Source organism: Mesorhizobium sp. 1M-11 (assembly GCF_001303895.1).
Lineage (GTDB): Bacteria > Pseudomonadota > Alphaproteobacteria > Rhizobiales > Rhizobiaceae > Mesorhizobium.
Genome location: NZ_LJSD01000074.1, coordinates 92,441 through 117,665, shown reverse-complemented (window position 1 = coordinate 117,665; position 25,225 = coordinate 92,441). Strand labels below are relative to the sequence as shown.

Annotated in this window: 13 protein-coding genes; 8 read left to right on the top strand and 5 right to left on the bottom strand. The window is 62.0% G+C overall.

Going from position 1 to position 25,225, the window contains the following annotated elements; all coding sequences use genetic code 11:
* The first annotated feature begins 14 nt into the window (after positions 1-14).
* The 3 genes from AO692_RS28930 (at position 15) to AO692_RS28920 (ending at position 4,935) form a co-directional block, all read left to right on the top strand.
* Positions 15-1,964: a PrkA family serine protein kinase gene (locus tag AO692_RS28930; RefSeq protein ID WP_054313495.1), complete on the top strand. Its 1,950-nt coding sequence runs from the start codon at positions 15-17 to the stop codon at positions 1,962-1,964.
* 16 nt (positions 1,965-1,980) lie between these two features.
* The gene (locus AO692_RS28925) at positions 1,981-3,291 is read left to right on the top strand and encodes a YeaH/YhbH family protein (RefSeq protein ID WP_054313494.1); all 1,311 of its coding nucleotides are present in this window, start codon (positions 1,981-1,983) and stop codon (positions 3,289-3,291) included.
* 111 nt (positions 3,292-3,402) lie between these two features.
* Positions 3,403-4,935, top strand: a complete 1,533-nt coding sequence (locus tag AO692_RS28920; RefSeq protein ID WP_054313493.1) for a SpoVR family protein — start codon at positions 3,403-3,405, stop codon at positions 4,933-4,935.
* A gap of 81 nt (positions 4,936-5,016) precedes the next feature.
* Here AO692_RS28920 and AO692_RS28915 read toward each other — a convergent pair whose 3' ends face one another.
* The gene (locus AO692_RS28915; RefSeq protein ID WP_161808145.1) at positions 5,017-13,539 is read right to left on the bottom strand and encodes an autotransporter-associated beta strand repeat-containing protein; all 8,523 of its coding nucleotides are present in this window, start codon (positions 13,537-13,539) and stop codon (positions 5,017-5,019) included.
* Between the two features lie 331 nt (positions 13,540-13,870).
* Here AO692_RS28915 and AO692_RS28910 point away from each other — a divergent pair, with 331 nt between their 5' ends.
* Positions 13,871-15,607, top strand: a complete 1,737-nt coding sequence (locus AO692_RS28910) for a winged helix-turn-helix domain-containing protein (RefSeq protein WP_244483540.1) — start codon at positions 13,871-13,873, stop codon at positions 15,605-15,607.
* Between the two features lie 64 nt (positions 15,608-15,671).
* Here AO692_RS28910 and AO692_RS28905 read toward each other — a convergent pair whose 3' ends face one another.
* The gene (locus AO692_RS28905; RefSeq protein ID WP_054313491.1) at positions 15,672-17,762 is read right to left on the bottom strand and encodes a TonB-dependent receptor; all 2,091 of its coding nucleotides are present in this window, start codon (positions 17,760-17,762) and stop codon (positions 15,672-15,674) included.
* A gap of 336 nt (positions 17,763-18,098) precedes the next feature.
* Here AO692_RS28905 and AO692_RS28900 point away from each other — a divergent pair, with 336 nt between their 5' ends.
* Positions 18,099-18,887: an IclR family transcriptional regulator gene (locus AO692_RS28900; RefSeq protein ID WP_054313490.1), complete on the top strand. Its 789-nt coding sequence runs from the start codon at positions 18,099-18,101 to the stop codon at positions 18,885-18,887.
* A gap of 8 nt (positions 18,888-18,895) precedes the next feature.
* On the opposite strand, the gene AO692_RS28895 is transcribed toward AO692_RS28900, so the two are convergent.
* Both AO692_RS28895 and AO692_RS28890 read right to left on the bottom strand, forming a co-directional pair.
* Positions 18,896-20,170: an NtaA/DmoA family FMN-dependent monooxygenase gene (locus tag AO692_RS28895; RefSeq protein ID WP_054313489.1), complete on the bottom strand. Its 1,275-nt coding sequence runs from the start codon at positions 20,168-20,170 to the stop codon at positions 18,896-18,898.
* Positions 20,167-20,991: an ABC transporter ATP-binding protein gene (locus AO692_RS28890; RefSeq protein WP_054313488.1), complete on the bottom strand. Its 825-nt coding sequence runs from the start codon at positions 20,989-20,991 to the stop codon at positions 20,167-20,169. Before AO692_RS28890 ends, AO692_RS28895 begins: the two co-directional genes overlap by 4 nt.
* A gap of 182 nt (positions 20,992-21,173) precedes the next feature.
* On the opposite strand from AO692_RS28890, the gene fepB reads away from it, so the two are divergent.
* Genes fepB through AO692_RS28875 form a run of 3 tightly spaced genes read left to right on the top strand, consistent with a single transcriptional unit; the run spans position 21,174 to position 24,222 of the window.
* Positions 21,174-22,133 (top strand): Fe2+-enterobactin ABC transporter substrate-binding protein, encoded by a 960-nt coding sequence (gene fepB / locus AO692_RS28885; protein WP_244483539.1) that lies wholly within the window; start codon positions 21,174-21,176, stop codon positions 22,131-22,133.
* Positions 22,134-22,135: 2 nt separating this feature from the next.
* Positions 22,136-23,185, top strand: a complete 1,050-nt coding sequence (locus AO692_RS28880; protein WP_054313487.1) for an iron ABC transporter permease — start codon at positions 22,136-22,138, stop codon at positions 23,183-23,185.
* Complete coding sequence (locus AO692_RS28875; RefSeq protein WP_054313486.1) at positions 23,182-24,222, top strand: iron chelate uptake ABC transporter family permease subunit; 1,041 nt, start codon at positions 23,182-23,184, stop codon at positions 24,220-24,222. Before AO692_RS28880 ends, AO692_RS28875 begins: the two co-directional genes overlap by 4 nt.
* On the opposite strand, the gene doeB is transcribed toward AO692_RS28875, so the two are convergent.
* Positions 24,219-25,223 carry a N(2)-acetyl-L-2,4-diaminobutanoate deacetylase DoeB gene (doeB, locus tag AO692_RS28870; protein WP_200911803.1) on the bottom strand — a complete coding sequence of 335 codons (1,005 nt, stop codon included), beginning with the start codon at positions 25,221-25,223 and terminating at the stop codon, positions 24,219-24,221. The genes AO692_RS28875 and doeB overlap by 4 nt on opposite strands.
* Positions 25,224-25,225: the final 2 nt, after the last annotated feature.

The following is a 25,225-nucleotide window of genomic DNA, read 5'->3' as shown; positions in this document are numbered from 1 at the left end:
AGGCGCGAATTGCCATGACTGAACATCAGGCGGACGTCTTCGATCTTTTTTCGGAGATCTATAAGAGTGCGGCGCAAGAAGAAATCAGCATCCAGCAATATCTGCTTGCCTGCCGCGAAGACAAATCCATGTATGCCACCGCCCCGGAACGCATGGTCGAGGCGATCGGGGAGCCAAATCTCATAGACACCAGCAAGGACGAACGGCTCGGGCGGATTTTCTCAAACCGCACCGTCAAGGTGTATCCATCCTTCGCTGACTTCTACGGCATGGAAGACACGATCGAGCGGATAGCAGGCTATTTCCGTTATGCTTCCCAAGGCCTCGAGGAACGCAAGCAGGTCCTCTATCTTCTGGGTCCCGTCGGCGGCGGCAAATCCTCGCTCGCCGAGCGGCTGAAAAAGCTGATGGAGCAACGTCCGATCTATACGCTGAAGGTCGGCAACGAAATCAGCCCGATCTTCGAATCGCCCCTTGGACTTTTCCAGCCCGACCGCATGGGAGATTTGCTGGAGGACAAATACGGGATCGCCCGGCGCAGGCTCAACGGCCTGATCTCACCCTGGGCCGCCAAGCGTCTCGATGAAATGTCCGGTGACATCTCCAAGTTCAGCGTCGTCAAGCTGATGCCGTCGAGACTGCGACAGATCGCCATTGCCAAGACCGAGCCCGGTGACGAGAACAACCAGGACGTCTCGGCCCTGGTCGGCAAGGTCGACATCAGACAGCTCGAAAACTTCAGCCAGTCGGATCCGGATGCCTATTCCTACAGCGGTGGGCTGAACCGCACCACGCAAGGCCTGCTGGAATTCGTCGAGATGTTCAAGGCACCCATCAAGGTCCTGCATCCGCTGCTGACGGCGACCCAGGAGGGCAGCTACAACGGCACGGAGAATTTCGGGGCTTTCCCCTATCAAGGCATCATCGTGGCCCACTCCAACGAGTCGGAGTGGCAGCAGTTCAAGACCAACAGGAACAACGAAGCCTTCCTCGACCGCATTCTGGTGGTCAAGGTGCCTTACTGCCTGAGAGTCACCGAGGAGAGGCAGATCTATGAAAAACTGCTGCGCGAGAGCGAACTGGCCAGCAGCCCCTGCGCTCCGGAAGTGCTCGATATATTGAGCCGTTTCTCGGTCTCGACCCGGCTCGCCGAGCACGACAATTCCCCTCTCTACACAAAGATGCGCATCTATGACGGGGAAAATCTGAAGGAGATCGACCCGAGAGCGAAATCCGTCCAGGAGTATCGTGATACCGCGGGCGTCGACGAAGGCATGAACGGCGTTTCCACACGCTTCGCCTTCAAGATCCTGTCGCAAACCTTCAATTACGACACCAAGGAAGTGGCGGCCGATCCCGTCCACCTCATGTACATCCTGGAAGAGGCGATCAAGCGGGAGCAGTTCCCGAAGGAGACCGAGGCGTCCTATCTGGAATTCATCAAGTCGGAACTGGCCGCGCGTTACGCGGAATTCATCGGCCACGAAATCCAGAAGGCCTATCTGGAATCCTACAGCGAGTACGGCCAGAACCTGTTCGACCGCTATATCGCCTATGCCGACGCCTGGATCGAAGACCAGGATTACAAGGACCCCGACACCGGCCAGATCCTCGATCGGGAGGTTCTGGACAACGAGCTGTCGCAGGTCGAGAAACCGGCCGGCATCGCCAATCCCAAGGACTTCCGCAACGAGGTGGTGAAGTTCACGCTGCGCGCGCGGGCCCGCAACAATGGCCGCAATCCCTCTTGGACCAGTTATGAGAAGCTGCGCGAAGTGATCGAAAAGCGCATGTTCGGCCAGGTCGAGGATCTGCTGCCGGTCATCAGCTTCGGATCGAAGCAGGATAGCGTCACCGAAAAGCGTCACAACGAATTCGTGCAGCGGATGGTGGAACGGGGCTACACCCAACGGCAGGTGCGCCGGCTGGTCGATTGGTACATGCGGGTCAACAAGGCCGGTTAAGAGCCGGGATGGTTCCATGCCGATCTTCATCGATCGTCGACTGAACCCGAAGGACAGGAGCCTCGCCAATCGCCAGCGCTTCTTGAAACGCGCGCGCGAGGAGCTGAAGCAGAACGTTCGCGACGAAATCCGAAGCCGTCGGATCGCCGAGGTCGATGCCGAGCATACCCTGCCGATACCAAAGAAGGGCACCGGCGAGCCGAACTTCGATGACGCGAAGAACAGCGGTCGCCGCGAGCGCATCCTGGTCGGCAACAAGCAGTTCGCCGAGGGGGATTTGATCCCCAAGCGAGGCCAGGGCGGTTTCGGATCGTCGACGCCGGGTGACACCGCGTCGGAAGACGATTTTCGCTTCGTGCTTTCGCGCGAGGAGTTTCTCGATCTTTTCTTCGAAGACCTCGAACTGCCTGACCTCGTCAAGCTCAGCCTCAAGGAAATCGTCGCATTCAAGCCGCGCCGCGCCGGTTTCACCCAAAGCGGTGCCCCGACCAACATCAATGTCGGGCGCACGATGCGAAACAGCTACGGCCGTCGTATCGCCCTCAAACGTCCCAAGCGCGAAGACATTGAAACGATCGAACAGGAGCTCGCATTTCTGCAAGTCCAGCCACCCAGCGAGGCAATCATCCAGCGCATCGCTGCCTTGAGTGAAGAACTCGAGCGACTGGAGCGGCGGCGCAGAAAGATTGCCTATGTCGATCCGGTCGATATCCGCTTCAACCGCTTCGAACCGCAACCTCTGCCCAATGCCAATGCCGTCATGTTCTGCCTGATGGACGTGTCCGGTTCCATGGGAGAGCGCGAGAAGGACCTCGCCAAGCGTTTCTTTGTGCTGCTGCACCTGTTCCTGCAGCGTCGCTACAAACGCACCGAAATCGTCTTCATCCGCCATACCCACGAAGCGCATGAAGTGGACGAGGAAACCTTCTTCTACTCCACGCAAAGCGGCGGCACGGTCGTCTCCACGGCGCTCGAAGAGATGCATCACATCATCGCCAAGCGCTATCCGGTGAGCGAGTGGAACATCTATGCGGCGCAGGCTTCGGATGGCGACAACTTCTTTTCCGATTCCGAGCGATGCATTGCTCTGCTCGATGGCGAGTTGATGCGCCTGTGCCAGTATTTCGCCTATATCGAGATCATCGACGAACGCGAAAGCGAGATTTTCGGCGCGACCGAAAATGGAACATCGCTGTGGCAGGCCTACAGCAAGGTCGCCGGCCGCTGGCCGAATTTCCAGATGAGCCGGATCGCCAAGGCAGCCAACATATATCCGGTTTTCCGGAAGCTCTTCACCAAACAGCCGACGATCGGCAAAAGTACCTAGAGCGGAATGCGATCAAGATGAACCGTTACTCCGCTCTATCTCTTTGTTTTATCGCATGATCTTTGTCCGAAAAGTCTGTCAACTTTTCGGGATCATGCTCTAGGAGGTACCATGCCAGCGAGCAAGGCGCGCCTGCTCTTTTCCGGTTCCGACTGGGACTTCAAGAAACTGTCGCAGGTTTACGAAGCGATCGAGGAAATCGCCGTCGAGGAACTTCAACTCGATGTCTATCCAACTCAATTGGAGATCATTTCGTCCGAACAGATGCTCGACGCCTACGCATCGGTCGGTATGCCGCTGATGTATCGTCATTGGTCGTTCGGCAAGCATTTCCTCTATCAGGAGTTGCTCTACCGCAAAGGCGGCCGTGGACTGGCCTATGAGCTGGTTATCAATTCCAACCCCTGCATCGTCTATCTCATGGAAGAAAACACGATGGCCCTGCAGGCCCTGGTCACGGCGCATGCGGCGCTCGGCCACAATCATTTCTTCAAGAACAATCATCTGTTCCGCCAGTGGACCGACGCGGCGATGATCCTCAGCTACCTGGACTTTGCGAAGGACTATGTTGCTCGCTGCGAAGAGCGTCACGGTCTTGCCGCCGTCGAGGAGATCCTGGATGCAGCGCACGCATTGAAGGAGCAGGGCGTATTCCGCTATCAGCGGCCGCCCAAACTGTCGTCGGAGCAGCAACGCAAGGGATTGCGCGAACGGTTGGAATACGAAGAACGGTCCTACAACGACCTATGGCGTACACTACCGGCGTCGCGGGGAAGCAGCGAAGACCAAAATCAGGCCGAGCGGAAAAAGAAACTCAATCTGCCGGAAGAGAACCTGCTCTATTTCCTGGAAAAGAACAGTCCGACCCTGGAACCCTGGCAGCGCGAGATCATCCGCATCGTGCGGGTCATCGCACAGTATTTCTACCCGCAGCGGCAAACCCAGGTGATGAACGAAGGCTGCGCCACTTTCGTGCACTATACGCTGATGAACATGCTGTTCGATCGCGGCCGCATCAGCGAGGGCGCCCTGCTCGAAATGCTAAGCAATCACTCGAATGTTGTCTTCCAGCCAGGCTTCGACGATCCCCGTTTTTCCGGCATCAACCCCTATGCGCTCGGGCTTGACATGATGCAGGATATCAAGCGCATCGCGACAGAGCCGACGGAAGAGGATCGCGACTGGTTCCCAGATATCGCCGGTAGTGGCGATTGGCGAAGAATATTGCTGGAAGCCTGGGCCGACCACCGTGACGAGTCCTTCATCCGCCAGTATCTCAGCCCTGCCCTGATCCGAAAATGGCGGTTGTTCCTGTTGGTCGACGGCGCTGACGAACCCCACTACAAGGTGGCCTCCATCCACAACGAACGTGGTTACGAGAAAATACGTTCCGTCCTGGCGCATAGCTACGAGGTCGGTGCAAACAGACCGGACATACAGGTCGTGGATGTCGATCTGCTCGGCGACCGCCACCTGCGGCTGCAGCACGAGGTGAGGAACGGCGTTCTTCTGGAAGACAAAAGCCGCGACGACACGCTGCGTCATATCAGAAGGCTTTGGGGTTACGAGGTCAGCCTGGCATCCGTGGATGCCGAAACCGGAGCGACGATTGCCGATCGCGCAACCAGCCAGATCGCAGGATGAGCCTCGAAGACCATAATCAGTGCTGAATGGACCGCTCTTTCTCGTTAAGCCTCTCGCCACAAGGCCCTGGCCAGTCGTCCCTCACCATTTCATCCCGATTTTTACGGTTCCTGCGATGTTGTGGACATTTCGGGAGACCTCGCCCTGGAGCGTTGCCGCGGCAAAGAAGCCGTTGGCGGTTGCGTATTGGACACCGGCATCGATGAGTGCGCTGTAGCGGTCCGGATTGGCCCCTTCGATGCTGAAGCTGGTGCCAGGCAGGGCCTGGAAGCCGGCGACGAAGCCGATTGCGTCGCCGCCATTGATGGCAAGGGCGGCACGGCCCGAGAGCGTCAGCGTTGCATCGTTGTCGAGGCCGATGCCGTGATCCAGCCTGGCGCCGAGTTCAGTGCGGGTGACGGTCGTGGTGTTGCCCTTGTAGGTCAGCCCGAAGCTGCCGGCACCGGTCTCGGAGTAGCCCGGCATCCGGTAGGCAATGGCCTGGAAGGCGGCATAGGGGGTCAGCGTCGCCAGCGATGTCTCGATGTCGTAGCCGGCCTCGATACGCCCGGAGAAGGCATGGGCGTTGAAATCGCCCGACAGCACAGTGCCGAGCACAGTGCGGCTGGTCTCGACATCGTAGAAGCTGTAGGCGGCGGCAGCCGCGACATAGGCGTTGCCGACCTCCTGCCGGCCAAAGGCACCGGCATTGAAGAAGCGCGCGCTGCCGCTGCCGAGCTTGTCGGCAAGATGGAAGTCCGACGAGCCGCCGCCCAGCGCGATGCCGAGCGTGGCGTCATCCCATTTGCGGGCAATACCGCCGGCCAGTCCAAATGTCTTCAGGTCGGTGTCATGGGATCCGGCAGCACCGTCGCCACCGATCTCGGAGGTGCCGCCATAGGTGGCACCCCAGCTGCGCCAGCGGCTGTCGAAGACCCTTGCGACAGGACCCGCCAGACGATCGGACTTGGCACCGAGGGCAGCCAAGGCTTTGTCACCGTCTCCTGCTGTCTTCTCGTCTGCAAAGGCAGCCACTGTGCTGCTGGAGGAAGTGCCCTGCCCGCCACGATCCGCCAGCGCCTCGCCCGACAGCAGGCCCAGGAACTGATCGGTGCCCTGGATGCCGGCGCCGATCGCACCGGCCGTCGGTTCACCGGAGACCAGCGAGAGGCCGGCGCTGTCGAGCGCACCGAACTCCGCCTGGATGCCGCCTTTGGCATCGAAATAACCGACGATGGCATTGGCCACCGAGCGCTGGTTGCGGTTGAGCGGATCGAAGACCGGCCTGCCGCCAGGATTGCCCGGCTCACGCATGTCGAGATCGAGTGCCAGATAGGCATTGTTGCCGTCATAGGCGAGCTTGTGCGTGAAGCCGGTCGGGGCAGTGCCGGTCAAGCCGGCGAAGGTGGTGCCGCCCAGTCCGCCCTGTGCATTGAGGATGGTGTAGGTCTTCTGGATATAGGTGGCCGCCGCATAGCTGGTGGCGACGGTACCGCCGGAGAGATTGGCGGTTCCTGTCACATTGGTGCGATCGGCGGAAGCCGGGTCGAGCTCGATCGCATAGGTCGAGCCGGCACCCATCACCAGATTGCCGGCGATGTTGACGGTGCCGATCGAATTGCCCGGCGCCAGCGTGCCGCCATTCATCACCGTCACCGAAGCCAATGTGCCGGTGCCGCCGAGCGTGCCGCCTGTTTCGACGGTGATACCCGACGAAGAGGCGATCGAGCCGTTGACCGACAGCGTGCCCTGCTTGACGAAGGTCTGGCCGGTATAGGTGCTGGTTCCCGACAGCATCAGCTTGCCGGTGCCGGACTTGGTGAAGGTGCCGCCGCCGGAGAGAGCGCCGGAGAAGGTCGAGTTGCTGGTCTCGTCGACGGTGAGGTTGCCACTTCCCATTGCGACGTCGCCGGCCCCCGACAGCGTGCCGATGACCTGGTCGAGGCTGCCAAGATCAAGCTTGGCGCCGCCCGCCACCGACACCGCGCTGCGGGCCGAGAAGGAGTTGGCGACACTGGCCTTCAACATGCCTTGCGAGACCGTGGTGGTGCCGCTGTAGTCGTTGTGGCCCGACAGCGTCAGGGTTCCTGCCCCCGCCTTGGTCAGGCCGCCGGCACCGGTGATGTCGGCAGCGACGCCTGCCGCGAAGCCATTGCTGTCGAAGGTGCCGCCGCCTGCCTGGAGCGTGACCGCGCGACTTGCCGCGACATCGAAGACTGCGTCATAGCGCAGCGCGCCGCCATCGAAGGTGAGCGCGCCGGCGGCATCGCCGAGATTGCCGTCGCTCGAAGCGGCGATCGTGCCCTTGTTGAAGAAGGTGCCGCCCGAATAGCTGTTGGTGCCCGCAAGCACCACCACGCCGGTGCCGTTCTGCACGAGCTGGCCATGGCTGCCGGCCTTGTCCGAGACGACACCGGAGAAGGTGTAGGTGTCTGAGCGGTTGAAGGCGAGCGTGCCGCCGAGCTCTACATCGCCAAGGATCGAGCCTGTGGTCCCGCCATTGCCGAGCTGCAAGGTGCCGGCCTCGACCACCGTGCCGTCGCCATAGGTGTTGTCATTGGTCAGGATCAGCGTGCCGGCGCCGGCCTTGTGCAGGGTGCCGGGATCGGTGGCGTCGGCAATCACGCCGGCAATGGTCATGGTGTGGCCGTTGGTATCGACCGTGCCATAGCTCGGGCTGACCTCGAAACGGTTGGCGAAGGAAAGACCATCCGCGCCCGCCTGGAACAGGCCGGCATCGTTCAACAGCACACGGCCACTACCGACCGCATGATCGTTGGTCACGATGAGTTTGGTGCTGCCGGGGGCTCCGAAATACCCCACGGTGGTACCACCGGTGTAGGTGTTGACACCGGTCAAGGTCAGCGTGCCGCCACTCAGCGTGAGCGAACCGCCGGTCGAAGTGTTGAAGCAGTCGGTACCTGTCGCCCCGCAATCGCTGATGACGCCGGAGAAGGTGCCATCCGCATTCACGATGCCGAGGTTCCTGTCGCCGAGATAGACCTGGCCGCTGCCGGTCAGCGCTTTGATCCCCGGCCCGGATCCGGTGCTCTGCGCGGAAATGTCGAAGACGCCATTCGCGATGACACCGCTGGAGGCAAACAAGCTGCCATCGCCCGAGAGCTGCAAGGTGCCCCCCTGCTCGATCGTCGTCGAGCCGGTGAACATGTTGACGCCCGAGAACATCTGGGTCGCGCCATTGGCGATCACGACGTTGCCGCCGGTGCCGCCACCGATGCCGCCCTCGCGGATCGAACCGCCAAACAGGGAGCCGTTGGTGATGGTGAGCGTCTTCGAACCGAGTGCCACGATGCCGTCGCCCGTCGCACTGAACAGGCCGGCAATGCGCGCGCCTGCGGTCGTCTGCGAAATGTCGAGAACCCCGTTGGATACAAAGCCGACATAGGCAGAGCTTGCGATCGACCCGCTGCCCTTCAGGGCCAGCGTGGCACCGGCATCAATCTGGGTGGCGTTGGTGTAGGTGTTGACGCCTGACAGCGTCTGCGTGCCGCCGGCGATCTCCACTCCGCCGCTGCCCTTGATGACGCCGGCGAAATCGGTCGAACCGTTGGTGATGACCAGGCCCTTGCTGCCGAGCTCGACCGTTCCGGAAGAGGTTCCGGCGAGGCTGGTGATGGAAGAGAACGGCAGCGTCGTTCCGGAAATGTCGAATGTGCCGTTTTCGATCGCCACGACATTGGATTTTGCGAGGCTGCCATTGCCCGACAGCGCCAGCGTGCCGCTCTTGATGGTGGTGGCGCCGGTATAGGTGTTGACACCCGAAAGGATCAGCGTGCCGCTGCCGAACTTGTCGAGGCCGATGCCGGCAGCACCCGTCAGCGCCGAGGCGATCTCGGCCGTGGCGCCGCCATTGACGGTGACGAAGCTTGCTGATGTGTTGTTTGCGCTGTCACCGCTCAGCGTCAGATCATCGCCTTCGATCTTGTAGCCGTCGCTCGCGAACTGGATGCCTTCGAAGCCGACAGGTCCGCTGACCTTCACCACGCCGCCAGTTCCCGAAAACACCGCGACAGAGCCACGCCATTGATCGTTGAAATCGGCACTGCCAGGGGCGCCGGTCCAGTTGGTCCCGGCTGCACTCCATATACCGGCGCCACCGTCGACGGTGCCGTTACCGATGCTGTCGCCGCCGTCCCAGAACTGCACGATCTGGAGGCCATTCTGGATGAACAGGTTTACCTGATGCGGGATCGCGGTCTGGACGCTGGCGTTGATCGGCACGTTCACATAGTTGCCGGAGACCGTGCCGTCGACATCGAAGAGCCTGTAGTAGCCCGACACTGCGCCGGGCGTCAGCAACGTGCCGTTGAGCACAAGGTTGCCAGTAACGTAGACGAGGTCATTGGCGGGACCGCCGACAATACCCGGCGCACCCAGTTCGAACAGGCTGGTCGACGTCGAGCCCAGGGTGAGATCGCCGGCGACCGTCAGCTTGCCGGGGCTGTTGCCGGCCGAGAGCGTGCCGTTGACGACAGTGCTGCCAAGCGTGCCGCTGCCGCCGATCGTGGCGCCATAATCCACCGTCACGCTCGAAGACGAGGCGATGGAGCCATTGACCGAAAGCGTGCCAACCGCGACCTTCGTCGCACCTGTGTAAGCGCTGGTGCCGGCAATGGTCAGCGTGCCGGAGCCAGTCTTTGTGAACCCGCCAGTCCCGCCAACGCTCTGCGAAACAGTGGTGGCGAAGCCGTTGGTGTCGATCGTGCCACCACCGCTGTTGAGCATGATCTGGCGCGTGGCGGCGAGATCGAACGACGCGCCCAGCTTGAGCGCGCCGCCATCGAAGGTCAGGGCGCCGGAGGCATCGCCCAGATTGGCGTTCCTCGAAGCCTGCACGACGCCCCCCAGCAGCGAAGTGCCGCCGGTATACGTGTTGTCGCCCGACAGCGTCAGCGTGCCGGCGCCGGTCTTGGCAAGCGAACCGCCGGTGCCTGCGGAGCCGTCCACGATCGTACCGCTGACCTCGGTCGACTGATCGTTGGAGCCGACCGTCAGCTTCTTGGATCCAAGATAATATGTGCCAGCGCCTTCGATCGAACCGGCGGTCGTCCCCGCAGAGGTCAGGTCTCCGATCTCGAAACTGCCGCCATCTTCTATGACAATGCGCGCATTGCCGCCGCTGCTCATGTCGTGGAATTTGACCGAGCCTCCCGAATTGATCGTAACGGCCGCGCTTTCTGCATTGCTGTTGCCTTTGAAATCCACCGTTCCCCTGGCGGAAATTTGGGCCGTTCCCGCCGTGCTGTCGCCTGCAAAAACCGTGATACCGTCGCTTTCGATCCTTGCGCTGCCAGCCGTGCTGCGGTCATCGAAATTCATGGCGGACATGTTGCTGATGTGGGCTTGGTCAGCGGAGCTGTCGCCGTTGAAATTAATCCTCTGAAGATTGAATATCTCGGCGCTTGCTGCCCTGCTGCTGTCGTTGAAATTGAGAACGCCGCTGCTGTTGTTGATGTTAGCGCTGCCACCGGTGGCGGTGTCGTGGAAATTCAGCGTGCCAGCATTGATCCTGATGGTGTCGCCGCTACCGCCGGCGCTTGTGGCATTGCGGAAATTCGTCGTGCCACTGCTGGTGATGGACAGGGCACTGCTTGAGTTGATGTTGACGATGTCGAAGGTGCCACTCGCGGTCACATCGACGGAACCGGTAATCTTGCCCGCAATGCCGCCAACACCGATCGTACCGAGCTGCAGCGTGCCGGCATTGACGGTCGTGCCGCCGCGATGGCTGCTGGTTCCGGTCAGCGTCAGCGTGCCGGCGCCGATCTTGCTCATGGTCAGGGAGCCAGCACCAGCATCCTGGATCGTCCCACCGAAAATGGTGGAGCTGTCATTGCGCCCGACCGTCAATGCCGCATCGGAAATACCGGTGTTGGTGACAAGTCCATCGCCCGTCAGCGAGCTGATCTCCTGATCGAACCCACCGAGATCGATGGTCGCGCCGCTGGCGACGCTAAACGCGCCAATTGACGAAAACGCGTTGACCTTGCCGCCTTGCAGCGTGCCGGCGGAAACCGCTGTCAGCCCGGTATAGGTGCTGGTGCCCGAGAGCTTCAGCGTGCCATTGCCGATCTTGACCAGCGAGCCGCCGGTACCGCTGATCGTGCCACTGACCTCGGTCGAAAGGTCGTTCGAACCGACGGTCAATTCGTTGTCGCCAAGCAGATAGGAGCCACCGCCAGCGATCGAGCCGGCGCCGAGCTTCTTGTCACCGTTGGCGCCAGTCGAACCGGAGAAATCGACGGTGCCGGCAACGTTGTTGATCTCGGCATTGCCGGCATTGCTGTTGAAGAGGAACGCAACATTGGAATTGTTGGTGATTTTGGCACTGCCGGCCGTCGCAGTGGAGCGGAATGTCAGGCTGCCGTTGTTCATGATCTCGGCGGAGCCCGCCTGGCTCGCATCATAAAAAGTCAGATCCTGATCGTTGGTTATGTCGGCATTGCCCGCAGAGCTGTTTCCATAGAATGCCAGCGTGCCGCCATTGGTAATGTGCGCAGCGTCCGCGGAACTGAAATTATCGAAGTTCAGGAAACCACCGTTGTTGTTGGTGATTGCGGCGTTGCCCGCCAGACTGTTCTGATAGAACAGAAGCGTGTTGTTGTTGGTGATATTGCTTGCGCCGGCCTTGCTGCCGTCGTGAAACTCGACAAAGAAGTTGTTGGTGATCCTGGCGCTGGCGGCGCTGCTGGTGTCGTAGAAATACAGCTCGCCCGTATTCGTGATCGTGGCGCTGCCTGCGGTGGTGTTGTTGTAGAAATTCGTGGTGGCCTTGTTCGTGATGCCTGTGATGGCCGTCGTGTCGGCATTGGTCAGGTTGAATGTGCCACTGTTTACGGTCACCGCCCCACGGATGGAGCCAGCCGTGCCGCTGGTGCCCAGTTGCAGCCCACCGCCACCGCTCACGGTGGTTCCACCGGTGTAGGTGTTGTTGCCGGTGAGAATGACCATGCCGGAAGGACCGGTCTTGACCAGGCCGGCGCTGCCCGCCAGCGTCGCGCCAATCGTGCCCGCCCCCAAGAGGTTGAGATTGTTGGCGGCTTCGATGATACCGGTGCCCGAGATAGTGCCGCCGTTGAAGGTGAGTGTCCCCAGGCTGAGCTTCCGGCCGGCATCGATGGTCAACGTCGCGGTGTCGGAGTTTGTAAACGTGGCCACATTGAACATATCGCCGCCGGTGAGCCACACCGAACCGCTACCAAGGTTGTTGAGGTTGCTCATCTGCACGTCGACGGTGGCACCGCCGGCGACGTTGATCTGGCCGCGATTGTTGACGCTATAGCCAACTCCAGGAGAGAGTGTCGCCGTACCGCCCGGGCCGTTGAAATTGATCGTGCCAGTGGCATTGTTGTTGATGTCGCCATTATCCATCACGACGCCGTCGGTAGCGACATTGATGACAGAATCGTTGTTGAGCGTGTTGCCTGTGCCGAAGAGCCTCGCACCGACGCCCAGGGTGATCCCTCCCGCACCGGCATTCGCGATCGTCCCGGCCGACAGCATGCTGCCGGCGCCGATCGTTACAGTGCCGAAATTGTTGAGACTGGTGAACCCGGTCGCATCGCCGGCGGCATCGCTCACCGTGAGTGTGGCGCCACCATTCACCTGAAGGACGTTCGAGTATATGCCGGAAACGGTCGTCGTGCCCGCGGCAAGCTCGATCTTGCCGATATTGCTGCCGGCAAGCGCCTGGATGCTGTTCGTCCCGCCGGTGATGGCGATGGCGGAAGTGAGGTTTCCGGTAAGGCCGCCGGCGCCGCCACGCGCGCCGCCCAAAATGGTCCCGCTGTTGATGATCGTCAGGTTCTGGCCGATGATTCCGTAGCCGCCGGCCTGAGGGCGATAGGGCTGGAAGTTCTGGAAATCCGTGCCGCCACCACCTCCTTGGATCGTACCGGAATTGTTGATCGTCAGGCCATTGGTGGCGGTTGCAGTAATGCCGTTGCCGCCCAGCCCTCCCGCGCCATTGCCAGAGGGATCGGCAAATGGGTTGCTGATACCGGGACCGACCACGGATGCCCCACCACCGCCATTGCCGCCGGTTACGGTGCCAGTATTGGTCAGACTGCTCCCCGTCGTGACAATGATGCCGGACCCGCCACCGCCACCACCGCCGCCGCCAGCATAGTTCCAGGATTGTGAATAGTTCGCGGCGCCGGAACCACCGTTGCCGCCGTTACCTCCCTTGATCGTAGCGCTATTGACAATATCAGTCGTCAGCCTGAGACCGGCGCCACCCGCACCGCCACCGCCGCCGCCCGCGCCTAAGCTATATCCCGCTCCCCCGCCGCCGCCGCCGTCCGAGCCACCTCCTGAACCGCCACGATTGCCAGAACCGCCCGTTGCGCCGCCACCGCCACCAGAGCCCGTCGCGCCGCTGCCGTCCCCGGCATTGCCGGCGGCTCCGCCGCCGCCCGGAGTGGAATAGTTCGGCGCTCCTCCACCGTTTGAGCCATTCTGACCAATACTGTCCGGCCATGCCGGTCCCGCGGCGGCGATCAGCGCCAACGGCGCCACTGAGGCAGTCAACAATGCCATACGCATGACAGCCGACCGCAGCGCAGCGCGGTTGGCTTGCGTCAGGTTCTTCTTCCCAGAAATCACGAAAATGCTCCGCATGCTTTGATGTCGGCGGTGGAATTGGAGAGGGGCGGCCGACGCGTCACGCGAGGCAGATGCACCCGAAAAAAGTCAGGCGCGGCAACTGCGGGATATCTGCCGAAGCGGCGTGCAAATCGCGGCTCCAAGCGGTCAACGCCGCCTTCAACATCCTTGATTTCAAAGTAAGTTCCCCGCACAAGCAGCCCTGCCCTGAAACGGCATCCCGGGCATTTCATCTCATTGAAGGTGCGGAGCCGTCCTGAAGCGGCGTCGAAGACTTTCTGAAGATTTTCTGATATTTGAACGATACGCGGCACTGCTACGGAAGGTGGGGGTGGAAGTGCTCCGGTTCGCCGGCTTTGAGCTCGATCAGCGACGTGCGGAGTTGCGGGATGCCGATGGCAGCCCGGTTCGGCTGCGTCCGAAAACCTTCGACATGCTGTATCTGTTCGCCGCCAATGCTGGACGGATCGTCAGCAAGCAGGAACTGATGGAGGCAATCTGGCCGAACATCCATGTCGGCGAGGACAGCCTGTTCCAGTGCATCCGCGAAATACGGACAGCGCTCGGTGACGAAGAACGCAGCCTGATCAAGGTCGTCTCCGGGCGTGGCTACATGTTCGATGCCGAAGTGACGGGCGCGCCTGCCGATCTTGTTGTTCAAACGGAGTCTGTATCGACCGCGACAAAGGAGGAGCGGACAACTGCCCCGTCAGCGGAAATGCACGCAGCGCCAGCGGCACGACAGCAATCCTTCCGTGGCTTGCGCGGCTGGGCTGCCATCGTCGTGAGTTTCTGCGCGATCCTCGGCTTGGCGGCCGCGGCGCCGGCGATCGCGCCAAACTTGATTTTCTCGCGCAAGCCGCCCGTGGTCATGGTGATGCCGATCGCCGCAGCAAACAGCGATGCGCAATCGGCGTCAATGGCGGGAAATGTGACCGAGCGCCTGAGCGACGGCCTGGCTAGGATCGACACGATCCGCGTGGTCACGTCACGAACAAAACCGGCGACGGCATTGCTGGCCGGTGTGTCGGCCTCCGTCGTCGATGCCGATTTCCTGGTGAACGGCGAGCTGCAGCGAAGCCCCAATGCCTGGACATTGGAAGCGCGCATGACCGACACCGCGACCGGCGAGGTAAAATGGACGACGTCGGTTTCGGTCGGCACAGACGAAATCGAGACGTCCGTTCAGCAATCCAGGCTCGCCGCCGGCCTCGGTCATGAGCTCGCGCTGCGCATCAACGCATCGCTTTATCCCGATGCCGGGGGAATCGCACTCAATTCACCCGCCGACAACGCCAAGGTTGTCGTCGAGCAGGCCGTCGCCTCGATCAACCAGACGACGCGCGAGCGCTTTGCCACGGCACAGGTGATGCTGGAGAATGCGCTGACCGAGGAACCGGACAATGTCGACCTGCAAGTCACGCTCGCAGCGTTGCAGACGCGCGGCATCCAGATGGTCTGGTATGGCCCGGTCGAAATGACTGCGTCGGAAACACGGGCAAGGTCTTTGCTGGAACGCGCGCTGCACGCAAAGCCGCGCTACTTGCCTGGCCTGGAAGCCTATTGCCGTTTCCTGACCGCAACCAACAATTTCGTCGAAAGCCTGGTGGCCTGCGCACGTGTGCTGAACCTCGATCCCTGGAACGGCGGTGCGCTCTACCAGCTTGGCCTCACGCAGCTTCAACTCGGCCGCACCGAGGATGCACTTGCAACGTTCAAGCAGGCAGATGGCTTCGACACCCCTGCCGTCTCCCGCTGGACCTGGAAGATCGGCATCGGCTGGGCCTATCTCATGCTCGGCCGCAATGACGAGGCGGTGGAATGGATCAAAAAATCCATCGCCATTACGCCTGCCTCGGGGCGCCCCTACCTGTTGCTGGCTGCAGCGCTTCAACGCGCCGGCCACCCGGATGAGGCAAAGGCCGCGCTGGCCAAAGGGATGGCACTGCGCCCGAATTCAACCGCGCTGAACGTGCGGCCACCAGACCGCAACGCCAGCCCGGCCTTTGTGGAAGCGAGCGTGGGCATCGTCCAGACGATGGTCGATGTAGGGCTGCCGCGAAACTAAAAGCCCTTCAGAAATCGTTGAGCACAGAGCCACAGGACTCCGCGCTCATTCTGATCGGCTTGCCCTAAAAACTCCCTCTCACGCCAACACCAAGGGTGCGCGGCATGGTCATGCTCGCCTCGACGCCACCGATGCCGCGGTTCTGCTGCATGTAGGTCGGCGCGCGTTCGTCGAAGATGTTCTTGACGTAGCCATAGACCTGCAGGTGCTCGTTGAAGTCGTAGCTCGCACGAGCATCCGCGATCGTATAGGGCTCGATCAGATAACTCGGCGTGTTGGCCGTATCGGAATAATACCTGTCCATGTGGCGGACCTCGCCGGAGAGGTTGAACTTCTCCGTCACGTCCCAGCTGGCGCCGAAGCTCAGCATATAGCCGGGCGACTTGGCGAACTCGTTGCCTTCGTAGCTGACATTGCTGGCGATCCTGTCGATGCGCGTGCGCAGCAAACCTACGCTTGCCTTGAGCGTCAGATTGTCGAGTATCTGGTAATCCGCTCCGACCTCCAGCCCATAGGCATGGGCCTTTTCGGCGTTGATCGTGTAGGACTGCGCAACGCCGGAGGAGATGACGACCGGTATTGTGTACTGGGCGTTCTTGAAATCCATGTAGAACAGATTTCCATTGAGTGTCAGCGTGTCGTCCAGCAGGCTGGCGCGCGTGAACAGCTCATAATTCCAGAGTGTTTCTTCCTCGAAAGGCATCCACTTTCGTGCGTTGAGGTTCAGCGATACGCCGCCCGGATTGTAGCCACGGTTCACCATCGCACCCACGGTGAGGTCAGGCGTCACCGCATAGGCCAACGAGACTTTCGGCAACACCGCGCTGAAGGTGGTGTCGAAATCGACCGACTGCGGCGCAAAGACCGATTTGCCCTCGCGCTGGATATGATCCTGCTGATAGCGCAGGCCGCCGGTCAGCGTCCAAAAATCGGTCAGCCGGTAGCTCGCCTCCGTGAAAAGGCCGAGATTCTGCTTGGTGTCATCGAAGGTCGACAAACCGCTGAGATAGAGCACCTCGTCGCTCTTGGTGTGGGCGTAATAGACGCCCGCCACACCGCTCAAGGCATCGCCCTGCTCGCCGAAGGTCACGCGCGCTTCGTTGGAGGCGTTCTTCTGCTCGACATCGGCATCGCCATTGTTGACGAGCCCGGTGGTTCGGTGAACGGACGATGCCGAATACTGCGTCTGGTTGAAGAATTTGAAGCCGTTGCCGACGTCATAGCTGATGTCGAAAATGCCGGTGTTGGTGTCCTGCTTCCAGGTCGGCATCGTTGTGGTGATGTGTTCGAGGTTCTCGAACGGCATCGACGCAGCTTCCTGCGACGGACGGTTCGACCCATTGTGCGAATAGGTGAATTTCGCTTCCAGGCCGGGGATTTCGGCCGGTTGCCACAACAGCTTGAAGCGGGCATTCAGCGCCTCGAAATCCTGGTCGGTGTCGCCGTGCTGGAATTTGGTGCTGATGTAGTCGATGAAGGTGTCACGGCCGGAATAGTCCACCGCAAGGCGCGCCGCGAGTTCGTTGTCGACGATCGGACCGGACAGCATGAACGAGGCGCGCTTGGAATTGTAGCTGCCGATCTCCGCCTGATAGGCGGCCTCGGGCGTGAAGGTCGGATCCTTGGTGTTGACGATGATCGCGCCGGCGATGGCGTTGGCGCCTTGCGAGGTTGTCTGCGGTCCACGGAATACCTCGATGCTGTCCACATCCCAGGCCGACGCCGCACCGAAATAGAACTCGTTGTAGTTCAGGTAGTGGCCGTCGAGATTGATGGTGGCGCGCGGTACCGTGCCACCCCAGAACGATCCCTGGCCGGTGAGCGGACCCTGCGTGTCCTGTCCACGGATGATCGGCGTGCTGACAGTGTCGGTGAAGACGACATTGGGCACGTCCTGGATCACCTCGGACACGGAAGAATCGCCGGTCTTTTCCTTCGCAATCTGCTTGCCGGTGATGACCGTGACAGACGAGGCCGTGTCCTTGAGGCTGCGTGCGATCTTCTCGCCGGTGATGACGATGCGCTCGAGCAAGGTAGCGCTTTCTGCCGCAGCCGGCGGTTTTTCCTGAGCCGAAGCGGCGGTCGCCGCGAACACCGACAGGATCGAAAGCGCACTGACGCCAAGCTTTAGTGGCGTAATAAGATGAGATGGCATGAAGTCCCCGATCGCCCAGACAAGAAACGCTGGCTAGGAACGGACCGTGGCTCGCGGAAGAATTCCACAATGCATAGCGCATTCCGCATGTCAACATGAGACCAGGCGTCTGAGATGAACCTCGTTGAAACTGTCGCAGGGAAAAAGAGCCCATGAGGAAACCGGGGCAACGGCAAGCCGGAGCGATTGATCGCAGACCCGAAGCACCGTAACGTCACCTCGTCCGTTAGCCGAAACACAGTCGCCGATCTTTATCCTCGCCACTGTCAGCCTTGATCTTGTCCGCATGATTGCCCCAGCCCCCAGGCCCTTGCCGGTCGCCACGGAACAGAACGCGTGAAACCAGACAGGTCCGACGACGAGGAAATCAGCAGCGGCAAACGCTCCACGACCATCCAGTCGGTGTCCATCGCAGCACGCTTCCTGGATATTCTCGCGAGAGCCGACGGCCCACTGGCGCTTGGCGAAGTCGCCCGGCAGGGGCGGACAGGCACCTCGACGGCGCATCGCTACATGCAAAGCCTTGTCCGCGAACGGCTGGTTGCCCAGGACCCGATGACCGGCCGCTACGATCTGGGGCCGGCCGCGCTCAGCATCGGCATCGGCGCGTTGCGGCGCATCGAGCCCATCGAAGTCGCGGCACGCCTGATGAAGACGCTGTCGTCGGAAATCGCGGCCAGCTGCGGCGTCGCGATCTGGACCGATCAGGGACCGACCATCATCCGCTGGTACCGCAGCTCGGATTTCTCGATCAGCACGGTTTCGCTCGGCGATGTCCTGCCGCTTGACAACACCGCCTGCGGCCTGGTGTTCCAGGCCTATCTGCCGCGCGAGACGGTCGCCGCGGCGCGCAAGCGACAACCCGCAACGTTCAGGGGCAGCCCGCCCTCGAAAGAGACGCTCGATGCAGCACGCCAGGCCGCCGGCGTCGAACTCAACGAGCATCTGTTCTCTCTGCTGACCGGCAAGGCAGCACCGGTGTTCAACGCGCAGAACGAGATCGCCTGCGTCGTCACCACCGTCTCCTTCGTCAAGACGGCCGAAGCCACCGGGCACTGGAGCGCTCTGCGCGCCATGGCCACACAGGCCTCGCTCGAATCCGGGGCTTCTCCGCATCGCGGGTGAACAACACCTCACCGGATGCCCAGGTGCCCCCGCAATGTGGAGCTTTCATACTCACCGCGGAACAGGCCGCGCCGCACCAGTTCGGGAACCAGTTCTTCGAAGAAAAGCTTGAGCGAACCCACCGAACCGCCGGGGAGCGCGATGAAGCCGTCGAGTGCACCCGCCTCGAAGCGCTCGACGATGTCGTTCAGGACATCGTCGACTGTGCCGACGGAAACCCAGTGCGCGGAGCCGACGACTTCAGGCCGTGCCAGCACCTCCTCGACAGTCGGGCTGTTCGCAGCAATGAAGCGGCGCAGCAGTTCGGCATGGGTTCGGCTGCGGACGGGATGGTCGGAAGCAGGCAGAAGATCAGGGCTGACGCGGCTGCCCGGGGCAAGCGCGCCGACATCCAGTCCAAGCACGCTCTTCAACGCTTCCACGCGGCGCTCGCGTGTCAGATGTGCGTGCGCGCGTTCGTGCAGTTTCCAGGCTTCCTCGCGCGTCCTGGCAAGGAAGAAATAGAGCCCGGGCAAGACGCGGACGGCATTCGCCGGGCGTCCTTGCCGTTCTGCCCTGTTGCGCAGATCCGCGCGCAGTTCGATGCCGTCGCCGATGTCCGGCATGGCGGCAAAGGTCGCATCCGCGACCGACGCTGCGAAGCTGCGGCCGATTTCGGACGCGCCGGCCTGAAACAACGGCGGCGGGCCGGCCTCATGCCCCGGAACATTGAGAGGTCCCTTCACATGGAAGAACTCGCCGGCATGGTCGATCGTCCGGACCGATGCCGACGACGAAACGCCGGGGTAGCTTGCCCATAGCTGCCGCACGAGATCAGTGAACTCCGCGGCCCTGCGATAGCGGACTTCCGGCGAAGGCATCGGCTCGTTGCCGAAATTCTCGGCACCCTCAATCGAGGTCACGATGTTCCAGCCGGCCCTGCCTTTGCTGATCCAGTGCAGGGACTGGGTCTGGCGGGCAACGACATAGGGCGGATTGAAGGTGGTCGAGGCCGTCGTGACGAGCCCGATCTTCTCGGTCTCCCGCGCGATCGCGGCCAGCATCATCGTCGGGTCGAGCCCGACATGGGTAGGCGAATGCGCCACCATGGCCTGGTTCATGACGAGATAATCCGGCCTGAAGACGAAATCGAGCTTTGCTCTTTCGGCCGCCTGGGCGAGCTCGACATAATACTCGACCGGTCCCATGCCCGCCGAGAGCGCCTCATCCGGATGCGGACGCTGTCCCTTGAGCCAGGTGGGCGTCAGGCTCAATCCGATGTGCAGTTTCCTGTGCGTGCTCATGCCGATTGTTTTCTGCTGTCTGGACCATGGATTGCGGGAACCGGCCGTCCTTTCGGGATGACCAGCGGGGTTGCCGAGACCGGATCGGCGATGATGACCGAAGGCAGGCCGAAAACCGCCTCGACCAGTTGCTCGGTGACGATCTCGACAGCCCTGCCTTCGGCGACGATCGCACCATGCTTCATGGCGATCAGATGGGATGCATAGCGGCAGGCATGGTTGAGATCGTGCAGGACGGCGACGACGGTGTGGCCCTGGTGGTGGAGGTCGGCCAAGAGGTCGAGCAATTCGATCTGGTGCGCGATGTCGAGGAAGGTGGTTGGTTCGTCGAGCAGCAGGATGGGCGTTTGCTGCGCCAGCACCATGGCGATCCACGCCCGCTGCCGCTGACCGCCCGAAAGCTCATCCATCAATCGATCGGACAGATCCGTCATGTGCGTGGCTTCCAGAGCGGCGGCCACGGCTTTTTCATCAGCCTTCGACCATTGCCTGAGGAAGGATTGGTGAGGATAGCGCCCCCGCGCGACCAGGTCCGCGACGGTGATCGCATCGGGAGCGACGGAGCTTTGCGGCAACAGGCCAAGGCGGCGGGCCACTTCCTTCGCCGGAAGCTCGCCGATGCTCCTGCCGTCGAGAACCACGCGACCGGCCGAAGGCGGCAGCAGTCGCGACAGCGCACGCAAAAGCGTGGATTTGCCGCAAGCGTTCGGCCCGATGATGACGGTGAAGGACCCATCGGGAATCGCCACCGACAACCCAGTCGAAATCAAACGCTTGTCGTAGCGAAGCGTCACGCCATCGGCATGCAGACGATGCGCCATATTGCCCTTCCTGCCTGACCGTGGCCCTGTGAGAACTGCGACCTCGATATCGCATTACGGAATGCATATTGCATTGCGGGATACAATGCCTATTGTGGAATAAACAAGTCAAGTTTAACACCCCGTGCGATGACGCAAGGTCGCACCACGGCTTCCCTTCAATCCCGACCCGATCCTCAACGATGATGCCGATCCAGAAATTCGTCCTTTCCCTGCTGGCCGTCGCGGCAATCGCGACGATGCCGGACCGCGCGCTTGCGCAGGAGCAGGACTGGCCGAGGACGATCGCCCAGACAGGCGGCACGCTGACGTTGAAATCGAAACCCCAGCGGATCATCTCGACCACGCCCAGCGTCACCGGCATCCTGTTGGCCATCGGTGCGCCGGTGATCGCCACGGCCGCGACGACACCCACGATCCTGACTGACAAAAAGGGCTTCTTCTCGCAATGGGCTGCGGCGGCCGACGAACGCAGCGTCGAAGTCCTCTACCCCAACCTCAACTTCGACATCGAAGCCGTCATCGGACAAAACCCGGATCTGCTGATCGCCTCGGCAACAGGCGCCGACAGCGTGGTACAGCACAGGGCCGAACTTGCCGCGCAAGGCGTCCCGACGATGGTCGTCAACTATTCCAACCGGAGCTGGCAGGAGATCGCCGTCGAACTCGGCAAGGCCACCGGCCTTGAAGCGAAAGCAGGCGATGCCATCAAGCGGTTCGACGACTATGCCGTGCAGGCAGCAGTCTCGATGACACGCCCGAAAGGAAAGGTCAGCATCGTCGGATACAATATCGGCGGCAGCTATTCGATCGGCCGGCCTGAAAGCCCGCAGGCCAGATTGCTGACGGCACTCGGCTTCGACGTGGTGGGACTGCCCAAGGACATCGAAGGCGATGTGACGCGACGCTCGGACTTCGACTTCATATCGCGCGAGAACCTTTCCGCGGCCATCACAGGCGACACCGTCTTCCTGCTGCGCGGCACCGACAAGGATGTCGATGCCTTCGTCGCCGATCCCATGCTCGCCAATCTGCCCGCCGTCGCGAACGGGAAGGTCTATGCGCTTGGGCCGACATCGTTCCGCATCGACTATTATTCGGGGCGCCAGATGATCGATGCGGTCGCCGGGCACTTCCGATAATCATGGATCGTGGAGACCGGCGGGAAGTCGAGAGGCCGTCTCGGCTTGTTCAACGGCGAAAGCGCCTCTGGGGTCTCGCCGGTGCGGTCCTGACGCTCGCGGTTGTCAGCCTGCTCAGCCTGGCCGTCGGCTCGCGACCGGTTCCATTCGCCGAGCTGCTGGATACGTTCCGGGCCTATGACCCTCTCGATGACCGGCATCTCGTCATCTGGGAATTGCGGGTGCCACGCACCATCGTGGCGATCCTTGCCGGACTGGCGCTGGGGATCGCCGGAGCCGTCATGCAGGCGATCACCCGAAACCCGCTCGCGGAGCCCGGATTGCTCGGCATCAATGCGGGCGCGGCGACGGCCGTGATCATTGGGATCGCGGCATTCCATCTGACGGCGATGATCCAGTATGTCTGGTTCGCTTTTGTCGGTGCGAGCTTGGCGGGGATTGCCGTTTTCATCCTTGGGCAGGCCCACGAAACAGGCACCAATCCGGTCCGCCTCGTGCTTGCCGGTGCCGGCCTTTCCGTGATGCTGGGTTCGCTGACCGGCATCATCATGCTCAACGCACCGCTGGAGGTGGTCGACGATTTCCGCCACTGGTGGGCCGGTTCCATCGAGGGACGCGGCTTCGATGTCGCCGCCATACTTGCCGTCGCGGTGACGATTGGCCTTGCGGTCGCCCTATTCATCTCGAGGGACCTGAACGCCGTGGCGCTCGGCCGTGACCTCGGCGAGGCGCTGGGCGTCAGGCTTGGCCGGACATGGGTACTCGCCTGCCTGTGCGTGATGCTTCTGGCGGGTGCGGCGACAGCGGGCACCGGACCGATCGGTTTCGTCGGGCTTGTCGCACCCCATATCGCCCGGCTCATGACCGGTCCGGACCATCGTTGGCTATTGCCTTTTTCGGCGTTGTTTGCGGCAATCCTGCTGCTGTGCGCCGATATCGTCGGGCGCGTCGTCGTCGCTCCTGCCGAAGTCGCGGCAGGCATCATCGCCCTGCTTGTCGGCGGACCGTTCTTCGTCGCTGTGGTGCGCCGATACCGATTGGCCAGGCTATGAGACAGCCCGGCTCCCTCATCGGGCTCCGCATCGGCGGCCTCTCGTTGCGGCTGCGGCCACGCGCGGTTGTGGTCTGCGGCGCACTCACGCTGATTGGCCTGATGCTTGGCATCCTGCTGCTTGGAACCGGAACGCTGCACTTAACCCCGTCCGAAGTAATCGGTAGCCTGTTCGGAGCCGGCGGCAACCCGACTGCGGAGCGCATCATCCTGCGCATCCGGTTGCCGCGGCTGGTTACGGCTGCGCTGGTCGGCGCAGCGCTCGGTATGGCCGGCGCGATCTTCCAGTCGCTTTCGCGCAACGCCCTCGGCTCGCCCGACATCATCGGCTTCACCACGGGCGCCGCGACCGGCGCCATCCTGCAGATCATGCTTTTCGACGCAGGCCCGCTCGGCGTATCTCTTGCGGCGTTCGCCTCTTGCGTCGCGACAGCCGTCGCCGTGCTCATGCTGTCCATGAAGAATGGCGCGACCGGCGGCTACCGGCTCGTTCTCATCGGTGTCGGGGTCGGCGCGATCCTGTCCGGCATCAACACCATTCTCCTGGTGAAGGGTGGTCTCGACCAGGCCGCAGCCGCCCAGCTCTGGCTGGCCGGTTCCCTCAACACACGCACATGGGCGCATGTGATACCAGTGGCATTGGGCTTCGCGGCGATCGTTCCCGTTGTCGTCCTCAACGCCCGTCAAACGACCCTGCTGGAGATGAGCGACGACACTGCAAGCCAGCTTGGCGTCACTCCGGAGCGCACGCGGCTGACCATGGTCCTGGCAGCCGTCGGCCTGACCGCGATCGCGACCGCAGCCGCCGGTCCGATCGCCTTCGTCGCGCTGGCGGGACCGCAGCTCGCCAGGCGCCTCACTTCCTCACCCGACCTGCCACTGATGAGTGGGGCACTGATGGGGACTGTGCTGCTGCTGCTTGCCGACCTGGTCAGCCAGCGCACACCCTTTCACGTAAACATGCCTGTGGGCCTGACCACAGGCATGTTGGGCGGGCTCTACCTGCTCTGGCTGCTGAAGCGGAAGAGAACGATTTAGACCGGCGCACCTTCGACAACAGCCACCACCGACACACAATCCCCTGCCTTGACCAGGCCGGGGAAATGCCGGGCCGTCAGCAGGCCGGAGATCTTGGCCCTGATCTCCTGTGGCGCCTGCCCGGTGCGGCCGGTCGAATGGATGCGCGCGACCACGGCACCGGCATCGATCGGCTCACCGAGGTCGACCATCGTCTCGATCATGCCATCCTCTTCCGCAAAGCAGAAACAGTCGCCTGAAGGCATATCGAGCCAGGAAGTTGGAGTCTTCTCGACAGCACCATCAACGATGCCTTCATGGCGCAGCACGTTCAGGATGCCGCGCCTGGCGATGCGCACCGTTTCGGCCCGCGAGGTGCCGCCGCCACCAAGCTCGGTGGTGACAAAGACCTTGCCCATCTCCTCCGCGGCGGTGTCGTACATGCCGACCGCATCGATCTCGAGCATCTTCATCGAAAAGGGCGCGGAGAAAGCCTCGACGGCTGCGAAGGCACGCGCCTCCTGCGCTTTGTCCGGCAGGATATGGGCGGCGCAGAACGGCACGAAATCCAGCGTCCGCCCGCCGGAATGGAAGTCGAAGACGACATCTGCGCGCGGCAGCAGTTCACGCTGGAAGTAATCCGCGATCTTCTCCGTGACCGTACCGTCGGGACGGCCAGGAAAGCTGCGGTTCATGTTGCCCTTGTCGACAGGCGAGGTCCGCGTGCCCGCACGGAAGGCCGGATAGTTCATCGCCGGCACGATGATCACCGTGCCGGAGACCGCCTTCGGGTCGAGCGTGCGGGCGAGTTCGTAGAGCGCCAAGGGCCCCTCATACTCGTCGCCATGATTGCCGCCGGTGAGCAGTGCGGTCGGACCGCTGCCGTTCTTCACCACGCAGATCGGGATCATCACCGAGCCCCAGGCGGAGTCGTCACGGCTGTAAGGCAGGCGCAGGAAGCCGTGCTGGACACCGCCACGGTCGAAATCGACCGTGGGAGAAATAGGAGAGGGCCGCGACATCG